Here is an 18,164-nt window from a genome sequence, read left to right as displayed (position 1 = left end):
ATCGAGATGCCCGACGCGTGGGGCCTTCAGGACGAGTAGGGACCTCTCCGCCCCGCGGGGTCGGGGCGGAGAGGTCCCTACTCGTCCTGAAGGCCCCACGCGTCGGGCATCTCGATGACGTACCGGCCGTCCTCCTGGAGGGAGATGATGTACTCCTGTCTGTCGTACAGCTCCATCAGGTTGAGCTCGTACTGCCCGGGGCTGACGATGCGGATGCTCTCGAACTGGTCGTTCAGTTCGTCGCGGAGCGCGTCGATGCCGGGCTGGGGCTCCTCCGCCGTCGGCGTCTCCGCGGGCTCGACGTCGCGGCTCGCGCGGTCGAGTTCGTCCGGCGACACCACCTCCGAGCGGGCGCTCGCCTGCGCGGTGTCCTCGTCGCTCCGGTCGGCGATCTGTTCGGTGCCGTCGGACTCGCCCGTGGCGTCGACGCTCGCGGAGGCGTCGCTCGGCGCCGCGTCCGCGGGCTCGGTCGGACGGCGGTCGGCCGCGGGCTCGTCGGTAGTCGGCGCCGACGAGTCGTCCGGGCCCGGTGCCGTCCGGTCGGACCGGTCGGGAGCGGACTCGGACGCCCGGCCGCCCGCGTCGGCGCCGGCGTCGTCCGCGGCCCCGGCGGGCTTGAACTGGAACTTGTTCCCGCCGCAGTCGGGACAGCCCGACAGCATCTCCTTGGAGCCGTCGGGGAACGTCCGCCCGCAGGAGGTACACTGGTGGGGCATCTACTTGCGGGAGACGAGCGTGCTGATGAGGTTCTCGTCTTTGTGGAGGGTCTCGATGCGGTTCGCCGGGCCGATGACGGTGAGCTTCTGGGTCGACTCGCGGCCCATCAGCTTGTCGAGGAAGCTCTGGTCGCCCGCCTCGGCCTTCGGGTACGTCTCTATCTCGATGCCGGTGAAGTCGTCGGGGCTGATCTCGGTCATCGTCACCTCGATGAGCTTCGACTCCTCGTCGGGGGAGAGCCCCTCTTCGAGGATGACGATGTTGCCCTCGCGGACGCCGTCGAGGATGAGCCGGATCTTCTCCATCCCCGTGAGCCCCTCCATCCGCGCGCCGCTTATCATGTCGATCCGGACGCCGTCGTCGCCGTCGTCCGGGTCGTCCGCGGCGTCGACGTTGGCTTTCGGGCCAGGCATCAGCCGAAGTACTCCGCTATCTTGGTGTACACTTCGTCCATGTTGTCGCCCTCCAGCGCGGACAGCGGGATCGTCTCGTGTTGCGGGAAGGCGTTCGCGATCTGCTGGACGTCCGACCCCTCCAAGTCCGTCTTGTTCGCGAGGATGAGCGCCGGCAGGTCCTGCGACTCGATGATCCCGATCAGCATCGTGTTCACCTGCGTGAACGGGTCGGTGGTGGAGTCGAGCACGTAGATGACGCCGTCGACGTCCTCGCGGAGCCAGTGCATCGCCTCCGCGACGCCCTCGGTCGCCTCGCGCGACCGGCGGACGGCGTCGTCCTTCTCCATGTCGTGGTCGAGGAACTCCTTGTAGTCGACCTTCGTCGTCACCCCGGGGGTGTCGACGATGTCGATGGTGACCTTACGCCCGTTGCGCTCGATCTCCACGTTCTCCTTCCGGCGGGCCCGGCGAGTCTCGTGGGGGATGTGGCTCTCGGGCCCGACGGCGTCACCCGTCCAGTCGCGTGCGATCCGGTTTGCGAGGGTCGTTTTGCCGGCGTTCGGCGGTCCGTAGATCCCGATCCGCTTGGGCTCGTCGGCCGCGAACAGGCCGTCCGTGACCCGCGATATGCTGTCTCTGAGATTCGTGAGCAGTCCCATCCTGACCTCCAGTCCGTGTGTGGTTGACCCGAACACCGCGGTCGTTTCGCGACGCCGTTCGATCCGCGCGCTCGACGCCCGTTCGGGGAATTACGGTAGGGTCCTCGCCGCTCTCACTTAAGAACTGCGTCAGACATCCCCGATCCGGAGCGTCGACGCCGGACGGACCCGAAACGCGGGACCGGTCACGTCTCGTCGCGACCAGTCACCGGTTACGCCTCGTCGCGACCAGTCACCGGTTACGCCTCGTCGCGACCAGTCACCGGTTACGCCTCGTCGCGACCGGTCGAGGGGGCGCTCGCCTCGTCGCGACAGGTCGCAGCGTCGAGGGAGACGACGGTCCCGCTTCGCACGATGTTCCGTGTCATGTTCGAGGATAGGATTTGATCGAGGGGTTGAATTTTCCCGGGTTGTAGCCAATCGAGAGGCAGTCGTATTATCTACCTCACCCGTAGAGTGTGGGTATGAGCGAATCACAGGGCGGACCGGCGGGCGACTCCGTCGAGTCCCCGAGCGACGCCGGCGCCGACGGGTCCGATCGAGACCCTCCGGTGGACGGTCCCTCGGACGAGTCCGGCGAGGAGACGGTCTCCTCGAAGGACACGAAAGAGGTGATCGTGGAGGCGACGTTCCGCGCGCTGAGCAAGCACGGGTACAAGGACCTCCGGATGCGCGACATCGGCGAGGAGATGGACCTCACGCGGCAGGTCATCCGCTACCATTTCGACGGGAAGTACGACCTGATGTCCTCGTTCCTCGAACACATCATCGACCAGTATGAGGGGAGCGTGGTCGTCGACGGCGGGGCGGACCCGTGGACGGAGCTCCGAGCCCGCGTCGACCAGTGTATGTTCGGCCCCGAGTTCGAGGAGTTCAGCCACTGGGACCGGATGAAGGTGTACCACGAGCTGTACACGCACGCGCAGAACGACGGCGAACACCGCGAGGTGTTCAACGAGCACTACGATCGCATCCGCGGCGGCATCGTCGAGGTGGTCGAGGAGGGGATCGAGGAGGGCGTCTTCCGGGACGTCGACGCGGAGCGGATGGGCCAGCTGGTGACCGACGTCATCCACGCCGCCCGCGGGCGGCGGATCTCGCTCGGCCACGAGGACGCGCCCGAGGAGGCCTGGCAGGCGATGGACGAGTTCATCTTCGAGTCGCTCGAACGGACCGAGAGTAGCGGAGCAGGCGAGCAGTCGAACGGGAGCGAGTAGGAAGGCGGCAAGAAGTCGAAAGAGTCGTTTCCGGCCCGTCTTGTGCCGTCAGGAATCGTCGACCGCGACGAGCCGCAGACCGGCCCGGTCGCGGCCGTTGCGGCCGTCGCGGAGCCGGTTGGACCCCTCGAAGCGGACGACGTCGCCGTAGCCCGGCTGGGGTCTGTCGCTACCCGAAACAGGTCGGTGACCTATCAGGATCGGACGGTAGCCCCCCCACCCCTTCGTTTCAGGTGGAACCCGAAGAACTGCCGGGACGGATGGTGGCCGCTCGGGTGTCAGTTGGAATCCCACCAGATAAAATCAGGGCAGAGATCAAATAAAATAGCTACAACTCTACTAATATAATTTTTAGTAGATTGTCGAGGGTACTATTGTATAGTATTTGTATTAAAACTGCCGCTATCTATAGACGGCCTAACACCCCCACCCCACCTATCCGTCGTTCCACCCGAAACGAAGGGGTGTGGGGGTATCCCCAGCCGACGCGGCTCTCCGAGCGAGAAACCGGGGCCCAAAATCGCCGAGAACGAGGCGGTGCGCGGGGTTCGGATACAGACATTGCCGAGACAATCGCCGAAGGGCGAGGTAGCCGCAACGGCGGCCGATGTCCACAACACGTCTTGTTCCCGTCGAAATGCCTCGCGATCTGTCCGGCCCTCGTCCGAGTCAGATCCGTTTCCCGATAGGTCCGACCGACGCGTCGTCCGACCCGAATCGACCCCTCCATCGCCCCGACGCCTCGATCGAGGGGGGCGTTTCAACTCCAGAGAGGAACACTTTTGTACCGTCTCTTCATCTGGTTCGACTGTATCAACTGGACGTGGTCGGCCTCGATTCCGACCGCGAACGCGTGTTTCCGACCGGAGACGGCGTCTGACGGGTGTTCCGTCGCCGTCTCCACCTGAAACAGAGGGGTTCACATGGACGAAGGCGATCACACACCACGGGCCGACGGCGGCATCGACCCGGACGACGGCGACGAATCAGATCATAGCAGCGGCTCCGAGGACTCGCCGTCGAACCGATCTTCGGCGACCGATCCCGACGACGTCAAGCGTACTGGCTCCGCAACCGCCGAGTCCGGGGACGAAAGGTCCGACTCTCCCGACGTCGACGATTTCGACCCCGACGCTCCGACCGGGTCCGACACCGGCGTCGACGTGGGATCGGACTTCGGCGTCTCGGACGCCGACTCGGACCCCGACGCGGCCTCCCTCTCGACCGACGCTCGACCCGAAACGGCGGGGCTCGACAACGGCGGCCGCGACCGGTCGTCGCCGGACGTCGACTTCGACGGCGTCGTGCTCGACGACGACGACGACAACCAGGGGCTGTTCGACGACCTCCTCTCCGGCGAACCGATATTCGAGAACAAGGAGGTCCTCCGCCCCTCGTACACGCCGCACGAGCTCCCCCACCGCAACGATCAGATCAACCGGATGGCGACCATCCTCGTCTCCGCGCTCCGCGGCGAGACCCCCTCGAACATCCTCATCTACGGGAAGACGGGGACCGGAAAGACCGCCTCGGCGAAGTTCGTCTCCCAGGAGCTCGAGTCCACCTCCCAGAAGTACGACGTGCCCTGCGAGGTCGAGTACATCAACTGCGAGGTGACCGACACCCAGTACCGCGTCCTCGCCCAGCTCGCGAACACGTTCATCGAGGAGAACCAGGCGGTGATCGCCGACCGGTTAGAGCGGCTGGAAGGGCTCCGCGCCGACGCGACGGACGCCGCGGAGACCGCCGGGCGCGACCCGGCCGCCACCCTCGCCGACACCGAGTTCGACTCGGTCGACGAGCTCGACGACCGCATCGAGACGCTGGAAGAGGACGCCGACGAGATGGAGGAGGTGCCGATGACGGGCTGGCCAACCGACCGCGTCTACTCGACGTTCTTCGAGGCGGTCGACTACCACGAGCGCGTGGTCGTGATCATGCTCGACGAGATCGACAAGCTCGTCGAGAAGAGCGGCGACGACACCCTCTATAACCTCTCCCGGATGAACTCCGAGCTCGACCGCTCGCGCATCTCGATCATGGGCATCTCGAACGACCTGAAGTTCACCGACTTCCTCGACCCCCGCGTCAAGTCGAGCCTCGGCGAGGAGGAGATCGTCTTCCCGCCGTACGACGCCAACCAGCTCCGCGACATCCTCCAGCACCGCGCCGACACCGCGTTCAAGCCCGACGCGCTCACCGACGACGTGATCCCGCTTTGCGCCGCCTTCGCGGCTCAAGAACACGGCGACGCCCGACGCGCGCTCGACCTCCTCCGCACCGCCGGCGAGCTCGCAGAGCGCTCGCAGGCCGAGATCGTCGCGGAGAAACACGTCCGACAGGCCCAGGACAAGATCGAGCTCGACCGCGTCGTCGAGGTCGTCCGCACGCTCCCGACGCAGAGCAAGATCGTCCTGTTCGCGGTGATCCTCCTCGAAAAGAACGGCGTCCACAACATCAACACGGGCGAGGTGTTCAACATCTACAAGCGCCTCTGCGAGGAGATCGACGCCGACGTCTTAACCCAGCGACGGGTCACCGACCTCATCAGCGAACTCGACATGCTCGGGATCGTCAACGCCGTCGTCGTCTCGAAGGGCCGCTACGGCCGGACGAAGGAGATGGGCCTCTCCGTGCCCGTCGAGGAGACGGAGGCGGTGCTCCTGTCGGACTCGCGGCTCGGCGACATCGAGAACGCGCAGCCGTTCGTCCAGGCGCGGTTCGACAACTAATCTCGGTCCGTCGAGGTTTCCTTAATACCGGATCCCCCAGAAGCTACGCCGCCGGCGCAGTCGAAGCGCCCACCGGTCCGGTCGCCGGGAGGCCGCTTCCCACCGCCCCCGCTATCGCCTCGTTCAGCTCTACCTGTCCCGTCGCGATCAGCCGGATGTAGCCGAGATACGGGACCCGGAGGCGCGCCACTCCGTTCACCCACTCGGCCCTGACCGGCGGCGAGAGGCCGCTGGCCTGGTCGTAGGCGCCGTTGTTGTCGCCGAGGGTGATGTACCCGTCGTGCGGCGCCGGGCAGTTAGCGAGCGACCCGCAGTCGACGGCGTTGTGGTACTCCGCGTCGGCGCGGTCGTACCAGTTCTCGCCCTCGGTGACGTGGAACATCGCCCGGTGGATGATCGGCGCCCCGGTCCGGCCGGGCGGCGTGTATATCACCACCGACCCGTAGGACCCGAACGTCCGATAGTCGACCTCTTGGCCCACCTCGTGGGTGACGACGCCGACCCCGTTTTCGGCCGCGTCCGGCGCGAGCCGGCCGGGTTCGGTGACGAACACCAGGTCGCCGACCCGCATGTTCGGCTCCATGCTCCCCGACTCCACGGCGACCATCGGCGGCCACACGCCGCTGACGCCGAACAGCAGCAGTCCGACCAGGAGAACGACGGCGACGCTCGACAGCATCTCCCGGATCCACATCAGCGCGCCCTCCCGGTCGTGCCGGAACCGGTGTACGAGCGATTCGTCCGCTGTCGGCTCTCCCGACTCGAATTCCGATTCCCCTCCCGCTCTCGACGCGCTCCGCTGTCCGGTCGCGGCGTCGCTCTGCCCAAGCGACCCGGGTTCGTCCCGAGGCTGAGCGTCGGCCTCGGAATCGGGAGGCACGTCGCCCTCGCCGACGGAGGTCGGAGCGGCGGACTCGCTGGGAAGTCGGTCGTCCGACTCGTCAGGGGGTTGGTTATCCGACTCGTCGGGAAGCCGGTCGGCCGACTCGTCAGAAAACCGGTCGACCGATTCGCCGGACGCTCCGTCGTCCGAGCCCTCGGACGCCGCCGCGGACTCCTCGTCCGTCCGCCCGCCTCGACCGGCCGACTCGTCGGAGCCCGTCGGCCGATCCCGTTCGTCCATTACCTCGGCTTTGGGGGGTTCCGTTCATAAGCTTCCGGGTCCCCGCGTTCCGGGGGCTCGGGCTCCCGCGCACCGACTTCCTTCGACGCCTCCGGAACGGTTTTGCCCGCGACCCCCCTTTCGGGTAGCGTGCCGCTGGAGTCGAACGCCCGGATCGCGAAGGCCCTCGCCGAGCGCGGCTACAACGCGGAGCGCGAGGCGGTGACCCTGCTCGCGGGCGCGACCGACCCGGCCGCCGCCGTCGCGGCCGCCGTCGACCGCGCCCCCGACGACGCCCTCCGGATCACCGCCGACCACGTCCGCGAGGCGATCGGTGACGCCGACAGATCGGACGCCTCTCCCGACGAAACGGGACAATCTCCAGTCGAAACGAAGGGGTCTACCGATCCAAACGCGGGGGCGACTGAGCCGGGCTCCGCGACCGCGGTCGACGGCTCCGATTCCCCCTCCGCCGGCCCGGGTTCCTCCTCCGCCGACCACGACCGTTCGTCCGCCGACCGGGACCGTTCGTCTACCGGTTCCGGGGCGTCTCGGGACCCGGAGCTGCGCGACCTCGAAGTCGGCAACGACATGACCGGGCGCAGCACGGGGACCGGCGAGTACACGGACTTCGTCACGACGTTCCGCGACCGCTACGAGCGGCTCTCGAAGATCCTCCGCGGCCGCGTCAACCACCGGCCCGCGGAGGCGATCGCCGACATGCCGGGCGGCAGCGACGCCGCGATGATCGGCCTCGTCAACGACGTGCGCTCCACGAAGTCCGGCCACTGGCTGATCGAGTTGGAGGACACCACCGGGACCTTCCCCGCCCTCGTCATGAAGGACAAGGGCCTCGCCGACGTGGTCGACGAGATCCTCTTAGACGAGTGCGTCGCCGTCGAGGGGTCGCTCGCGGACGACGCCGGCATCCTCTTCGCCGACTCGCTCCACTTCCCGGACGTCCCTCGGACCCACCGCCCGGGCGGCGCGGACCGCCACGTCCAGGCCGCGCTGATCTCCGACGTCCACGTCGGCAGCGACGAGTTCATGGCCGACGCGTGGCACTCGTTCACCGACTGGCTCCACACCCCCGAGGCCGACCCCGTGGAGTACCTCCTCCTCGCGGGCGACATGGTCGAGGGGGTCGGCGTCTACCCCGATCAGGACGAGGAGCTGGACATCGTGGACATCTACGAGCAGTACGAGGCCTTCTCGGAGCACCTCAAGGAGGTGCCCGCCGACACCGAGGTCGTGATGATCCCCGGCAACCACGACGCGGTCCGGCTCGCCGAGCCGCAGCCGGGCTTCGACGACGAGATCCGGGACATCCTCGACGTCCACGACGCCCGGATCGTCTCGAACCCGGCCACCGTCTCGGTCGAGGGCGTGGAGGTCCTGATGTACCACGGCGTCTCGCTCGACGAGGTGATCGCGGAGCTGCCGGAGGAGAAGGCGAGCTACGACGAGCCGCACAAGGCGATGTACCACCTGTTGAAGAAGCGCCACGTCGCCCCGCAGTTCGGCGGTCACACCCGCGTCGCGCCCGAGGAGCGCGACTACCTCGTCATCGAGGACGTGCCCGACGTGTTCCACACCGGCCACGTCCACAAGCTCGGCTGGGGGAAGTACCACAACGTGCTCGCGGTCAACTCCGGCTGCTGGCAGGCCCAGACCGACTTCCAGAAGTCCGTCAACATCGACCCCGACGCCGGTTACGCCCCCATCCTCGACCTCGACACCCTCGACATGACGGTCCGGAAGTTCTCGTAGGTGGAGCCCTCGGACCGCGTTCCGGGTCTCCGGCGACCGCTAGCGTCCGATCTCGACCCGTCCGCTCGTCGCGTCGTTGAGCCGCTCGCGGAGCGCCTCGACCTCCTCGACAGGAACCCGGAGATCGAACCGGACGCGCTCGCCGTAGTCGGCGTCGAACTCGACGCCCGCCGACTCGATCACGCCCCGGACCGTCCCCGAGTCGTCGTACTCGGTCTCGACGACGAGGGCGCGGTGCGGCCGCTCCTCGACCACGCCGGCGGCGTCGATACCGTCCTTCACCGCGCGCGAGTAGGCGCGCGCGAGCCCGCCGACCCCGAGGTTCGTCCCGCCGTAGTACCGCGTCACCACCGCGGCGACGTTCCGGACCTCGCGCTGCTGGAGCACGTTCAACGCGGGCTTGCCCGCCGATCCGGTCGGCTCGCCGTCGTCCGACGAGTACTCCCTGAGCATCGGCTCCGACCCCGGCGTCCGCTCGGACGGCTCGCCCGCGGGCACGCGGTACGCGGGCACGTTGTGGGTCGCGTCCGCGTACTCTTCGCGGACCGCCGCGACGAACGACTCGGCCGCCTCGACCGTGTCGACGGGCGCGACGTGGCCGAGGAACTCCGACCCTTGAATCTCGAACCGCGCGGTCGCGCGCTCGGCGACCGTCAGGTACGCGTCGCTCACGGCGGCCCCTCCCCCCCGTCCCCCGACGCCTCGTCCGGTGCCTCGTCCCGTCGCCGTTCGAGGGCGACGCTCGTCGGCGGCGCGAGGCGGTACAGCGCGAGGAAGGCGACGACCCCGACGACCTCCGCTATCGCCGCGACGACCGCCAGCGGCTCGGCCGCGAGCGCCGCGGAGGCGCCGGTCCCGTGCCACGCGAGGAACCCGCCGAGGAACGTCCCGAGCGTCCCCGCCCCGAGGGCGTACAGACGACGGTACTCGCCCGCCCGGAGCGTCGCGACGGCGACCGCCGCGGCGAGCGCGCTTCCGGCGAGGAAGAGGTACGGGCGGGCGTCCGGGGGCGAGCCGAGCCGGGGCCACGCCCACAGCAGGTGGACCGCCGCCGCGACGGCCGCGGCCTGGACGGCGACGCCGCGGAGCAGGCGCTTCTTCGGGGCGTTCCGACCGTCCGCGTCGGACCCGACGCCGAGTTCCGGCCCGCCGGTCGGGCCGCGGCCGTCGCTCATCGGACCACCGTCGGCTCGGCGGTCACTCCCACGGGTGGCTCCCGGGCGCGTCGGGCCACAGCGGGTACCAGTACGACTCGTCGTCCTCTAAGCCGAGCTCGCCGTCCAGGACGGACTGGAGCTTGAACTCGACCCGCTGGTTCCGGTCGTTCGTCCCCCGCGGCGCGAACGGGTAGTACGCGCCCCGGCGGAACGAGTAGATCCAGTAGACCGGACCGTCGTCGTTCTCGAAGCCGAAGACGGCCGCGAGCAGCCGCGACCCGAACCCCTCCTCGATGAACTGGTCGGCCGCGAAGTGGACGCTCGTCACCAGGTCCTCGGGGTCGTCGTCCTCCAGCACGAACCACTGGTAGCCGTGGTCGTCCTCGTACCGGTGGAAGCCGGTGCCGGTGTCGATCTCGCCGGCCTCCAGGATGGCCTCGACGGTCTCGACCGCCTCGTCGAAGCGCGTGCTGTCCATCCCGGAGAAGCACAGGGCGGCCTCGCCGCAGTGGTCGTAGCGGAGGTCCGCCTCCATCGTCATGTACGCGGTCGACATCCCGAAGAGGTCCTCGGGGTCCGCCTCGCGGGTCGCGTCGGTCTCGGCGCTCGTCCCGAGCACGGCCCGGATCGTGTCGAAGATGCCCATCTGCCGCGGCCTACGGGCGGCGGGGTTTAGGGCGTTTCTCTCGCCGGGTCCGCGCCTCCGTCGCCGCTTCCCGCTGAGTCGCTTTCCTGCCCTTCCCCCCCTCCGACGAGTCACGCCTCGTCGCCGACGCGGTCGAGGTACGTTAACACGCCTCTCGCGTTCAGGCTCGCGTTCGCCCGCGCGCGCTCGCGGTTCCAGTAGTCGACGTCGCGGCTCGCCGACTCGAAGTGCTCGACGACCGCCTCGTCGTCGCCGAGTTCGGCGCGCTTCTCCCTGACGCGCTCGACCCACTCGACGTACGCTCGCTTCGCCTCGCCGATCAGGGCCTCGTCGCAGGTCCGCGGCCCGAAGTGACCGAAACAGACCGTCTCGGGGTCGATCTCCTCGATCAGCCGGATGTCGTCGAGGCACTGCTCGAAGTCGAACTGGGGCGGCGGCGTCGTCGGGGTCACCGCGTCGACCGCGGGGACGTAGATGCCGGCGGCGTCGGCGGCGAACACCACGTCCGCGTCGGGGTCGTGGTAGACCGCGTGGTGGGGGGCGTGCCCCGGCGCGTCGCGGACGACGAGCTCGCGGTCGCCGAGGTCGATCCGGTCGCCGTCGGCGACGCCCGCGATCCGCTCGTCCGGGACCGGCCGCGGCTCGGCGTAGTACTCCCACTGCTCCTCGACCGCCGACTTGGTGCCGGCGACGAGCGCGTCGGGGTCGACGAGGTGGCGGACGCCCTTCTCGGGCACCCGGACCTCGGCGTTCGGATAGCGCTCCGCGAGGTACCCGGCGCCGCCCGCGTGGTCGAGGTGGGCGTGGGTCGGGAGTATCCACGCGAGCTCCTCGCGGTCGATCCCGATCGCCTCTATGCTCTCGAACAGGGACTCCCGGTTCGCCCCCGTCCCCGTGTCTATCACGATCGGTCGCTCGGCGTCGTACACGTAAACGGCGCCGTACTCGTCGGTGTCGAACATCCCGGTGTCGTGGACGTACAGGTCCTCGACGCCGCGGACCGGTTCGAACTCGCCTGCGCGCATACCGGAGGAGGAACCCGGGGGCACTTCTAGCGATCGGTCCGGGGGCCGAGGCTTATGGTCGTTCCGCCCCAGGAGACGGTATGCGAGTGCTCGTCACCGGCGCGACCGGATTCGTCGGGAGCCGACTCGTCCCGACGCTCCTCTCGCGCGGCCACGACGTGGTCGCGCTCGTCCGCGACGCCGACGGCTACGACGCGCCCGAGGGCGTCTCGGTCGTCGAGGGCGACCTCCTGGAACCGGAGACGCTCCCCCCGGCGTTCGAACTCGACGGCGAGGCGGTCGACGCCGCGTACTACCTCGTCCACTCGATGGACGGCGGCCCGGGGTACGAGGAGCGCGACCGGAACTGCGCGAGGAACTTCGTTGCGGCCGCGTCGGCCGCCGGGATCGACCGGATCGTCTACCTCGGCGGGCTCGGAGAAGACCGCGAGGAGCTCTCCGAGCACCTCCGGTCGCGCCGCGAGGTGGAGCGGATCCTCGCCGAGGGCGACCCGGCGCTCACGACGCTGCGCGCCGCGATCATCATCGGCGCCGGGAGCGCGAGCTTCGAGGTGGTGTCCGGGCTCGCTCGGCGACTCCCCGTGATGGTCACGCCGAAGTGGGTCGACACGCTGTGCCAGCCGATCGCGATCGGCGACGTGATCGCGTATCTGGCGGGGGTCCTCTCCGCCCCCGAGACCGCCGGCGAGACGTTCGAGATCGGAGGACCGGAAGTGCTGACATACGCCGAGATCCTCCGCCGGACCAGGCGCCAGCTCGGCCACTCCCTCCGGATCGTGCGGGTCCCGGTGTTGAGCCCCGGACTGTCAGCCCGGTGGCTCCGGCTCGTCACCGACGTGAACCCCTACCTCGCCCGGTCGCTGGTCGAGGGGCTCCGCAACACCGTGATCGTCGAGGACGACCGGATCCGGGAGCTGGTGCCCGTCGAGCGCACGCCCTTCGAGCTCGCGGTCGCCCGGGCGCTGACCGAGTCGCAGAACGCGGAGGCGTCGCCGCTGAGCGCGCTGCCCGGGGTCTCGCCGTGAGCCGCGAGTACGGGGAGACGTGGGTGTACGAGAGCCTCGTCGGCGGGATCCCGGGACTCGACGTCTCGCGCACGCTGGCGGTCGCGCTCCAGTTCGCCATCTTCGAGGTCGGCGTGGTGGCGCTCGGCTGGTACTACGGGACCTGGGACGCCGTCGTCGCCGGGACGGTCGCGGTCGTCGTCGCGGCCGTCGGCAGCGTCGAGATGCACCGCCTCGGGGCGAAGAACCGGCTGCTCGGCACGCCGCCCGAGCACAAGCGCCTGCTGTTCGGGTCGAGCATCGAGATCGTGTTGGGCGTGCTGGCGTTCATCGCGCTGCTCACCTACCTGTTCGCGTGGGACGCGACCGGCGGGCCGACCCTCATCGACCGGCTGTTCGGGGACGACCCCCCGCTCCCCGTCGTCTACCTCACGCTGCTCGTCCTCTGGGACCTGACCTACCGGATCGGCACCTCGTGGTGGAGCGCGGTCGTGGCGCTGTGGCGCGCGGTCCACGTCGACCTCCCGGACGAGGAGCGGGCGACCGTCCGCCGGCTCGACGCCGAGAACATCGGCTTCTCGCTCGTCCAGTTGGCGCTCGTCCCGTTCCTGCTCACCGAGCCCGTGCTGCTCGGCGCGGTGGTCGGGCACGTCATCGCCGTCGCCGTCGTCTGCTCGCTCGCGATCTGGCTCACCTGAGCCGTCGCTCGCGGCGTCGCCACTCGGCGGTCGTCGTCGCCTACGGCTTCGTACTCGGCGGTTGAGAACAGAATCAGAAAACGCGGCGTCGCCGCGGCCGCGTCACTCGCCCTGAAGCTCTTCGAACTTGTCGAGGAGTGCCTCCGTCGAGTCGCCCGAGTCGTAGGTCAGGGAGCCGGAGTACTCGGGCCGCTCCGCGTCGAAGTCGGCGTCGACTTCGCTGGTCTTCTTCTCGCGACGCTCGTGTTCGGTCTCGTCATAGGCACCCATTGACATGGTACGACTACACTTGGCCGTTTCCTGTAATATACCTGTCGGTAAACGTTAAAGACCGTGAACGTTCGGGGCCGGCCACCGGAATCGATTAACCGCGCGGCGTGATACCGAACGGGCGTGGCACAACCGCTCCGCTTCAGGCGCTCGCCCGGTCGGTGGACGGCGGACCGCGTCCGGTCGCAGCTCGCTCGCCCCCTCGACGAGAACCTCGGAGCGACCGCCGGCGACCCGTGGTTCGCCCCGCCGCCGGACTACGAGGCGCGCCGGTTCGACATGGACGACGGGTCGTTCGCGCTCTTCTGCTGGACCGACAGTGACTCGGACCCGCCGACCGGCGCCGACGGCGGCCCGGTCGGGTACTGGCTGGGCAACACGGAGACCCCGAGCGAGCTCTGGCGGACGGACAAGTACGGGTTCGACGAGGCGCCCTACCCGGTCTCCCGGTGGGCGCAGCGCGAGCTCCTCGCCGGGCTCCACGACGACGAGCCGTGGCTGGCCGACTACCCGCACGTCTCGTGGTACTTCCTGCCGGTGTTCTGCTCGAAGGACGGCGCGGAGACGAGCCGGGCGTTCTTCCGCGACCACGCCGCCGGGTTCCCGGACGCGACCCGCGAGGCGGGCACCGGCTTCGTCGAGGAGACCCTCCGGCCGGGGACGCTGGACGACTACCGCGAGGTCATGGCCGGGAAGCTCGGCACCTCCGCGTCGCGGGACCTCGTCCGCATGAGCGCGGCGATAGCCGAGTTCGCCGCGGCCCGGATCCTCTCCGACGCGGGGTACGAGATCACGCCGGAGATCGAGGTGACGACCGGGCACTCGCTCGACTTCCGCGCGACCGATCCCGCGACCGGCGCCGGCCACCTCGTCGAGGTGACGCGCCCGCAGCCGACCGCCGGCCGCTCCGCGAACGACCCCGTCGCGGCCGTCCGCGACACCGCCGAGACGAAGACCAGCGGCCAGCTCGCGGCCCACGCGGGCGGCGTCACGCTGTTCGTCGACTGCTCGTCGTTCCCCGCCGACGAGTGGGCCGCCGTGCGCGCGGCCGAGCCCGCGGTCCGTCACAAGCCCGCGGTCGTGTACCGCGCCGAGCCCGACGGGTCGATCGAGGGGTACCGGAAGGGGTCGGTCCCGCTCGACCTCTCCGGCGTCGTCGACGGCGTGTCGTAGCCGCGTCGCAGTCGCGTCGCTCGTCGTCGACGGCGTGTCGTAGCCGCGTCGCGGGTCGCGGCGTCCGGAATCTGCGGATCGGCGACGCTCCGCGGTCGGGCTTCGGAAAGAAGGGTATGGACTTCGCGCGGTTCGCCGCGTCAGAACGAGACTGGCGCGGGCCCGTCCTCCGCGTCGGTGGTCGGGTCGCGGTCCGAGTAGAACCGGCGACCGACGCCGCGGTGACAGACGCCGGCCCGGAGCGTGGTGAACACGTCTTCCGCGTCCTCGAACGTCTGGTCGCCGAACCGCTCCAAGACGTCGCCGAGCCGCTCGGACCCGTTCGCGAGCTCTACGGTCGCGTTGCCGTGAGCCGCGATGATCTCCTCAGAGGTGGTCGGGTACTGGTGCCGTTCGAGTCGGTCGTCGACGCCGTTCAAGCGCATCAACAGCTGAAAACCGCCGATGGTTCTTAATGATTGTCCATGTACGACCTTAGTCGGAGGGGATACCTTATACCTCCTTATATGCGAGTTCCGCGGCCGCGAACCGGACCGCCGTCGCTTAGTGCCGGGGCGGGCTATTCGCTCCCATGCCCCCAGAATCCGCCGATTCCGTCGATTCCGCCGGATCGACCGACTCCGCCGAACCGGCGGACTCCGCTGCCCAGGCCGACTCCGTCGACTCCGTCGTCGCCGACCTCCACGCGCACACGACCGTCTCGGACGGGACCCTGACGCTCGACGAGGTGCCCGCGGCCGCCCGCGAGGCCGGCGTCGACTGGGTCGCCGTCACCGACCACGACCGGATCCACCCCGAACTCGACGCGCCCGTCGTCGAGCGCGACGGCGTTCGGATCGTCAGGGGGATCGAACTCCGGGTCGACGCCGGCTTCGAGCGCCTCGACCTCCTCGGGTACGGCGTCGAACACACCGACGCGCTCGACGCGGAGGTCGAGCGCCTCCAGCGCGACCGCCGCGAGCGCGGCGCCGCCATCCTCGACGCGGTCGAGGACCGGCTCGGCGTCGACCTCGACGTGGCGCCCCGCGAGGGACTGGGGCGCCCGCACATCGCGCGGGCGATCGAGGAGTCCGACGCGCCCTACGACTACGCCGGCGCCTTCGACGAGCTGATCGGGAACGACGGGCCGTGTTACGTCGCGCGCGAGGTGACTCCGCTCGACGAGGGGTTGGACCTGCTCGCCGACGCCTGCGCGCTCGTCGGGCTCGCGCACCCGTTCCGGTACGAGCGCGTCGACGAGGCGCTCGGGGTCGCCCGCGACCGCGACGCGATCGGCGCGATCGAGCGCTTCTACCCGTACGGCCGCGCCGTCGACGACGAGCGGATCGACCGCGTCGCCGCCGAGGCCGGCCTGCTCAGAACCGGCGGCACGGACGCGCACGAGCGCACCCTCGGGGTCGCCGGGCTGACGGAATCGGCGTTCGAGGCCGTCCGCGAACGGCTCCCCGAACCGGTCCCCGTCCGGTCGTCCCCCGTCACGGCGCCCGACGAACAGGATTAAGCCCGCGCCGGACGGAGTGACGCGTATGCGGTGCCACTACTGCGACCGGGAGGCCACGTACGAGGCGGAGCAGCGCGGCGTGGTCGTCGGCCTCTGCGAGTCCCACTTCAAACAGCGCGTCGAGGAGCTCGCCGAGTCGGACGAGCTGGCCGAGCTCCGCGACCGGATCGACATCGAGTCCTCGGAGTAGCCGGACCGAGACGAACGGTAAAAGGCGGCACGGGACCAACCGGTCGGCATGGACCTCACGGACCGGCCGCGGCGCCTCCGGACCGACGGCGTTCGCCCGCTCGTCGCCGAGACCGACCTCTCGGCGTCGGACCTCGTCGCGCCCGTCTTCGTCGACGCGACGACCGACGAGCGCGTGCCCATCGAGACGATGCCCGGCCACGAGCGCGTGCCCGTCGACGAGGCCGTCGACCGCGTCGCCGAGATCGGCGAGACCGGCGTCGAGGCCGTCATCCTCTTCGGCGTCCCCGAGTCGAAGGACGCGTCCGGGAGCCGGGCGTACGCCGACGACGGCGTCGTCCAGCGCGCGATCCGCCGGATCGCGGCCGAGACCGACGCCACCGTGATCGGCGACGTCTGCCTCTGTGAGTACACCGACCACGGCCACTGCGGGGTCATCGAGGAGACCGCCGAGTCGGACCCGACGCTCACCGTGAAGAACGACGAGACGCTCGACCTGCTCGCGCGCACCGCGGTCTCGCAGGCCGACGCGGGCGCGGACGTGGTCGCCCCCTCCGCGATGGCGGACGGGCAGGTGGGGGCGATCCGCACGGCGCTCGACGAGGCGGGACACGAGGACGTGGCCATCCTGAGCTACGCCGCGAAGTACGAGTCCGCCTTCTACGGCCCCTTCCGCGACGCGGCCGACGGCGCGCCCGCGTTCGGCGACCGCCGGCACTACCAGATGGACCCCGCGAACCGCCGCGAGGCGCTCCGGGAAGCTCGTCTCGACGCCGAGCAGGGCGCGGACGTGCTGATGGTGAAGCCCGGCCTGCCGTACCTCGACGTCGTCGGGGACCTCCGGCGAGAGTTCGACCGCCCCATCGCCGCGTACAACGTCTCCGGCGAGTACGCGATGCTCCACGCCGCCGCGGAGAAGGGGTGGCTCGACCTAGAGGCGACCGCGCTGGAGTCGCTCACCGCGCTCAAGCGCGCGGGCGCGGACCTGATCATCACGTACTTCGCCGAGGACGTGGCCGATCACTTATAAATAAAGCCGGAGGGGAGCAGACGCGCTTTCTCAAACATACTCCCCCGGCGCGCGCCTGCGAGCGGCCGCTCCCGGCGGCCGCGAGGAGCGCGTGCGAGGGACGCGGTGAGTGAGGGGCGACCGGAGGGAGCCCCGAGCGAACCGCGAGGCTGGGGAGGGTGAGGCTGTGGTAGCTGTGCTGTGCGGAGCGGGACTCAAAGGGGCAGCCGCGAGGGCGAAGCACGGCGACGGAAGCACCGCAGACCGCGAACGGAGTGAGCGGTCGAGGAGCGCACCGAGCCGCGCGAGCCGTCGCGGCTGGGGCTTTGGAGGTGGTCTCCCTCGACACACAGCAACCTCTCGGATCTCGAACCGGCTACACCACCTGTTCGCCGTCGTCGTCGTACACTTCGATGGCGTCGACCGGGCACGAGCGCGCCGCGAACTTCGCGTCGAGCTCCTCCCCGTCGGGCACTTCGACGACGAACAGGTCCTCGTCCTCCTCCGTGCTCCCCGCCAGATCCGCCTTCCCGTCGTTCAGGTCTTTCTCGAAGGCGTCCCACTCGGCGACGCACTGGAACATCCCGACGCAGGTGTCGCGGTCGAACTCGACGTACATGATCACTGGTTCGGCGAGCCGATACAAAGCCGTGGCGACGAGACGAGTGAGAGTCTGGTCGATTTGGACCTGCCGACAGGTCACCGGAGAACCCCCCAAAGCACCGGCCGGGAGGCGGGCACACGCTCGCTGCGCTCCTCAGTCGCTCGTTCCACTCGCTCCCTGCGGTGCTTGCGTCGCCTGTGCCCGCCTCCCGGCCGGTGCTTTGGGGGGTTCTCCGGTGACCTGTCGGCAGGTCCAAATCGCCCAGCCTCTCACTCGTCTCGTCGCCACGGCTTCGT

General features: G+C 69.5%; 20 protein-coding genes. 9 read left to right on the top strand and 11 right to left on the bottom strand.

The annotated features are described in order from the left end of the window. Positions 1 to 77 precede the first annotated feature (77 nt). The 3 genes from EXE48_RS17710 to dipA are packed head-to-tail and all read right to left on the bottom strand — an operon-like array spanning position 78 to position 1,771. On the bottom strand, positions 78 to 716 hold the full coding sequence (locus EXE48_RS17710) for an OapC/ArvC family zinc-ribbon domain-containing protein (RefSeq protein WP_137712130.1): 639 nt from the start codon (positions 714 to 716) through the stop codon (positions 78 to 80). Beyond that, the gene (gene dipB, locus EXE48_RS17705; protein ID WP_006114712.1) at positions 717 to 1,130 is read right to left on the bottom strand and encodes a divisome-positioning protein B; all 414 of its coding nucleotides are present in this window, start codon (positions 1,128 to 1,130) and stop codon (positions 717 to 719) included. Beyond that, the gene (gene dipA, locus EXE48_RS17700) at positions 1,130 to 1,771 is read right to left on the bottom strand and encodes a divisome-positioning GTPase DipA (protein WP_006114713.1); all 642 of its coding nucleotides are present in this window, start codon (positions 1,769 to 1,771) and stop codon (positions 1,130 to 1,132) included. The genes dipB and dipA overlap by 1 nt, the downstream gene beginning before the upstream one ends. A gap of 464 nt (positions 1,772 to 2,235) precedes the next feature. On the opposite strand from dipA, the gene EXE48_RS17695 reads away from it, so the two are divergent. Then, a complete protein-coding gene (locus EXE48_RS17695; RefSeq protein WP_137712129.1) occupies positions 2,236 to 2,988 on the top strand; it encodes a TetR/AcrR family transcriptional regulator in 753 nt (250 codons plus the stop codon). 923 nt (positions 2,989 to 3,911) lie between these two features. After that, complete coding sequence (locus tag EXE48_RS17685; protein ID WP_137712127.1) at positions 3,912 to 5,720, top strand: Cdc6/Cdc18 family protein; 1,809 nt, start codon at positions 3,912 to 3,914, stop codon at positions 5,718 to 5,720. A gap of 43 nt (positions 5,721 to 5,763) precedes the next feature. Here the strand turns inward: EXE48_RS17685 and EXE48_RS17680 are convergent, their stop codons facing one another. After that, positions 5,764 to 6,843 (bottom strand): S26 family signal peptidase, encoded by a 1,080-nt coding sequence (locus EXE48_RS17680; RefSeq protein WP_137712126.1) that lies wholly within the window; start codon positions 6,841 to 6,843, stop codon positions 5,764 to 5,766. 129 nt (positions 6,844 to 6,972) lie between these two features. Between EXE48_RS17680 and EXE48_RS17675 the strand changes: the two genes are divergently transcribed. After that, positions 6,973 to 8,592, top strand: coding sequence for a DNA-directed DNA polymerase II small subunit (locus EXE48_RS17675; RefSeq protein WP_121599855.1), 1,620 nt, complete (start codon positions 6,973 to 6,975; stop codon positions 8,590 to 8,592). Between the two features lie 39 nt (positions 8,593 to 8,631). Here the strand turns inward: EXE48_RS17675 and EXE48_RS17670 are convergent, their stop codons facing one another. The 4 genes from EXE48_RS17670 to EXE48_RS17655 form a co-directional block, all read right to left on the bottom strand. Next, the gene (locus tag EXE48_RS17670) at positions 8,632 to 9,264 is read right to left on the bottom strand and encodes an IMPACT family protein (RefSeq protein ID WP_053770257.1); all 633 of its coding nucleotides are present in this window, start codon (positions 9,262 to 9,264) and stop codon (positions 8,632 to 8,634) included. Further along, complete coding sequence (locus EXE48_RS17665; RefSeq protein ID WP_053770256.1) at positions 9,261 to 9,767, bottom strand: hypothetical protein; 507 nt, start codon at positions 9,765 to 9,767, stop codon at positions 9,261 to 9,263. The genes EXE48_RS17670 and EXE48_RS17665 overlap by 4 nt, the downstream gene beginning before the upstream one ends. Before the next feature lie 22 nt (positions 9,768 to 9,789). Beyond that, positions 9,790 to 10,395, bottom strand: a complete 606-nt coding sequence (gene pspAB / locus EXE48_RS17660) for a PspA-associated protein PspAB (RefSeq protein WP_053770255.1) — start codon at positions 10,393 to 10,395, stop codon at positions 9,790 to 9,792. Between the two features lie 110 nt (positions 10,396 to 10,505). Next, on the bottom strand, positions 10,506 to 11,420 hold the full coding sequence (locus EXE48_RS17655) for an MBL fold metallo-hydrolase (RefSeq protein WP_137705056.1): 915 nt from the start codon (positions 11,418 to 11,420) through the stop codon (positions 10,506 to 10,508). An 80-nt stretch (positions 11,421 to 11,500) separates the two neighbouring features. Here EXE48_RS17655 and EXE48_RS17650 point away from each other — a divergent pair, with 80 nt between their 5' ends. Beyond that, complete coding sequence (locus EXE48_RS17650) at positions 11,501 to 12,445, top strand: NAD(P)H-binding protein (RefSeq protein WP_053770253.1); 945 nt, start codon at positions 11,501 to 11,503, stop codon at positions 12,443 to 12,445. Further along, entirely contained in the window at positions 12,442 to 13,122 is a 681-nt protein-coding gene (locus tag EXE48_RS17645) for a DUF7530 family protein (RefSeq protein ID WP_053770252.1), read from the top strand. The genes EXE48_RS17650 and EXE48_RS17645 overlap by 4 nt, the downstream gene beginning before the upstream one ends. Before the next feature lie 102 nt (positions 13,123 to 13,224). On the opposite strand, the gene EXE48_RS18525 is transcribed toward EXE48_RS17645, so the two are convergent. Continuing rightward, positions 13,225 to 13,392, bottom strand: coding sequence for a DUF5786 family protein (locus tag EXE48_RS18525; protein WP_233561650.1), 168 nt, complete (start codon positions 13,390 to 13,392; stop codon positions 13,225 to 13,227). A gap of 123 nt (positions 13,393 to 13,515) precedes the next feature. On the opposite strand from EXE48_RS18525, the gene EXE48_RS17640 reads away from it, so the two are divergent. After that, positions 13,516 to 14,565, top strand: a complete 1,050-nt coding sequence (locus EXE48_RS17640) for a DUF5784 family protein (protein WP_137712125.1) — start codon at positions 13,516 to 13,518, stop codon at positions 14,563 to 14,565. Between the two features lie 140 nt (positions 14,566 to 14,705). Here the strand turns inward: EXE48_RS17640 and EXE48_RS17635 are convergent, their stop codons facing one another. Then, positions 14,706 to 14,990 carry a DUF5789 family protein gene (locus EXE48_RS17635; protein ID WP_053770250.1) on the bottom strand — a complete coding sequence of 95 codons (285 nt, stop codon included), beginning with the start codon at positions 14,988 to 14,990 and terminating at the stop codon, positions 14,706 to 14,708. Positions 14,991 to 15,136: 146 nt separating this feature from the next. Here EXE48_RS17635 and EXE48_RS17630 point away from each other — a divergent pair, with 146 nt between their 5' ends. From EXE48_RS17630 to hemB, 3 genes are read left to right on the top strand one after another with little or no spacing between them, the layout of a single operon-like run. Further along, positions 15,137 to 16,066 carry a PHP domain-containing protein gene (locus EXE48_RS17630; RefSeq protein WP_137712124.1) on the top strand — a complete coding sequence of 310 codons (930 nt, stop codon included), beginning with the start codon at positions 15,137 to 15,139 and terminating at the stop codon, positions 16,064 to 16,066. Between the two features lie 25 nt (positions 16,067 to 16,091). Further along, entirely contained in the window at positions 16,092 to 16,256 is a 165-nt protein-coding gene (locus tag EXE48_RS18880; protein WP_006114727.1) for a DUF6757 family protein, read from the top strand. 48 nt (positions 16,257 to 16,304) lie between these two features. Then, complete coding sequence (hemB, locus tag EXE48_RS17625; protein ID WP_053770248.1) at positions 16,305 to 17,285, top strand: porphobilinogen synthase; 981 nt, start codon at positions 16,305 to 16,307, stop codon at positions 17,283 to 17,285. A gap of 355 nt (positions 17,286 to 17,640) precedes the next feature. Here hemB and EXE48_RS17620 read toward each other — a convergent pair whose 3' ends face one another. Then, entirely contained in the window at positions 17,641 to 17,883 is a 243-nt protein-coding gene (locus EXE48_RS17620) for a ferredoxin (RefSeq protein ID WP_121564921.1), read from the bottom strand. Positions 17,884 to 18,164 lie beyond the last annotated feature (281 nt).

The sequence above is a fragment of the Halorubrum sp. ASP1 genome (assembly GCF_005435135.1).
Taxonomy (GTDB): domain Archaea; phylum Halobacteriota; class Halobacteria; order Halobacteriales; family Haloferacaceae; genus Halorubrum; species Halorubrum tropicale.
The sequence above is the reverse complement of the archived record's forward strand: the minus strand, read 5'-3'. Positions and strand labels throughout refer to the sequence as shown.

Coding starts and splice junctions, on each gene's coding strand:
- EXE48_RS17655 (WP_137705056.1), bottom strand. CDS start 11,420: ATGCGCGCAGGCGAGTTCGAACCGGTCCGCGGCGTCGAGGACCTGTAC.
- EXE48_RS17695 (WP_137712129.1), top strand. CDS start 2,236: ATGAGCGAATCACAGGGCGGACCGGCGGGCGACTCCGTCGAGTCCCCG.
- EXE48_RS17665 (WP_053770256.1), bottom strand. CDS start 9,767: ATGAGCGACGGCCGCGGCCCGACCGGCGGGCCGGAACTCGGCGTCGGG.
- hemB (WP_053770248.1), top strand. CDS start 16,305: ATGGACCTCACGGACCGGCCGCGGCGCCTCCGGACCGACGGCGTTCGC.
- EXE48_RS17620 (WP_121564921.1), bottom strand. CDS start 17,883: ATGTACGTCGAGTTCGACCGCGACACCTGCGTCGGGATGTTCCAGTGC.
- EXE48_RS17635 (WP_053770250.1), bottom strand. CDS start 14,990: ATGCGCTTGAACGGCGTCGACGACCGACTCGAACGGCACCAGTACCCG.
- EXE48_RS18525 (WP_233561650.1), bottom strand. CDS start 13,392: ATGGGTGCCTATGACGAGACCGAACACGAGCGTCGCGAGAAGAAGACC.
- dipB (WP_006114712.1), bottom strand. CDS start 1,130: ATGCCTGGCCCGAAAGCCAACGTCGACGCCGCGGACGACCCGGACGAC.
- EXE48_RS17685 (WP_137712127.1), top strand. CDS start 3,912: ATGGACGAAGGCGATCACACACCACGGGCCGACGGCGGCATCGACCCG.
- EXE48_RS17650 (WP_053770253.1), top strand. CDS start 11,501: ATGCGAGTGCTCGTCACCGGCGCGACCGGATTCGTCGGGAGCCGACTC.
- EXE48_RS17630 (WP_137712124.1), top strand. CDS start 15,137: ATGCCCCCAGAATCCGCCGATTCCGTCGATTCCGCCGGATCGACCGAC.
- pspAB (WP_053770255.1), bottom strand. CDS start 10,395: ATGGGCATCTTCGACACGATCCGGGCCGTGCTCGGGACGAGCGCCGAG.
- EXE48_RS17710 (WP_137712130.1), bottom strand. CDS start 716: ATGCCCCACCAGTGTACCTCCTGCGGGCGGACGTTCCCCGACGGCTCC.
- dipA (WP_006114713.1), bottom strand. CDS start 1,771: ATGGGACTGCTCACGAATCTCAGAGACAGCATATCGCGGGTCACGGAC.
- EXE48_RS17680 (WP_137712126.1), bottom strand. CDS start 6,843: ATGGACGAACGGGATCGGCCGACGGGCTCCGACGAGTCGGCCGGTCGA.
- EXE48_RS18880 (WP_006114727.1), top strand. CDS start 16,092: ATGCGGTGCCACTACTGCGACCGGGAGGCCACGTACGAGGCGGAGCAG.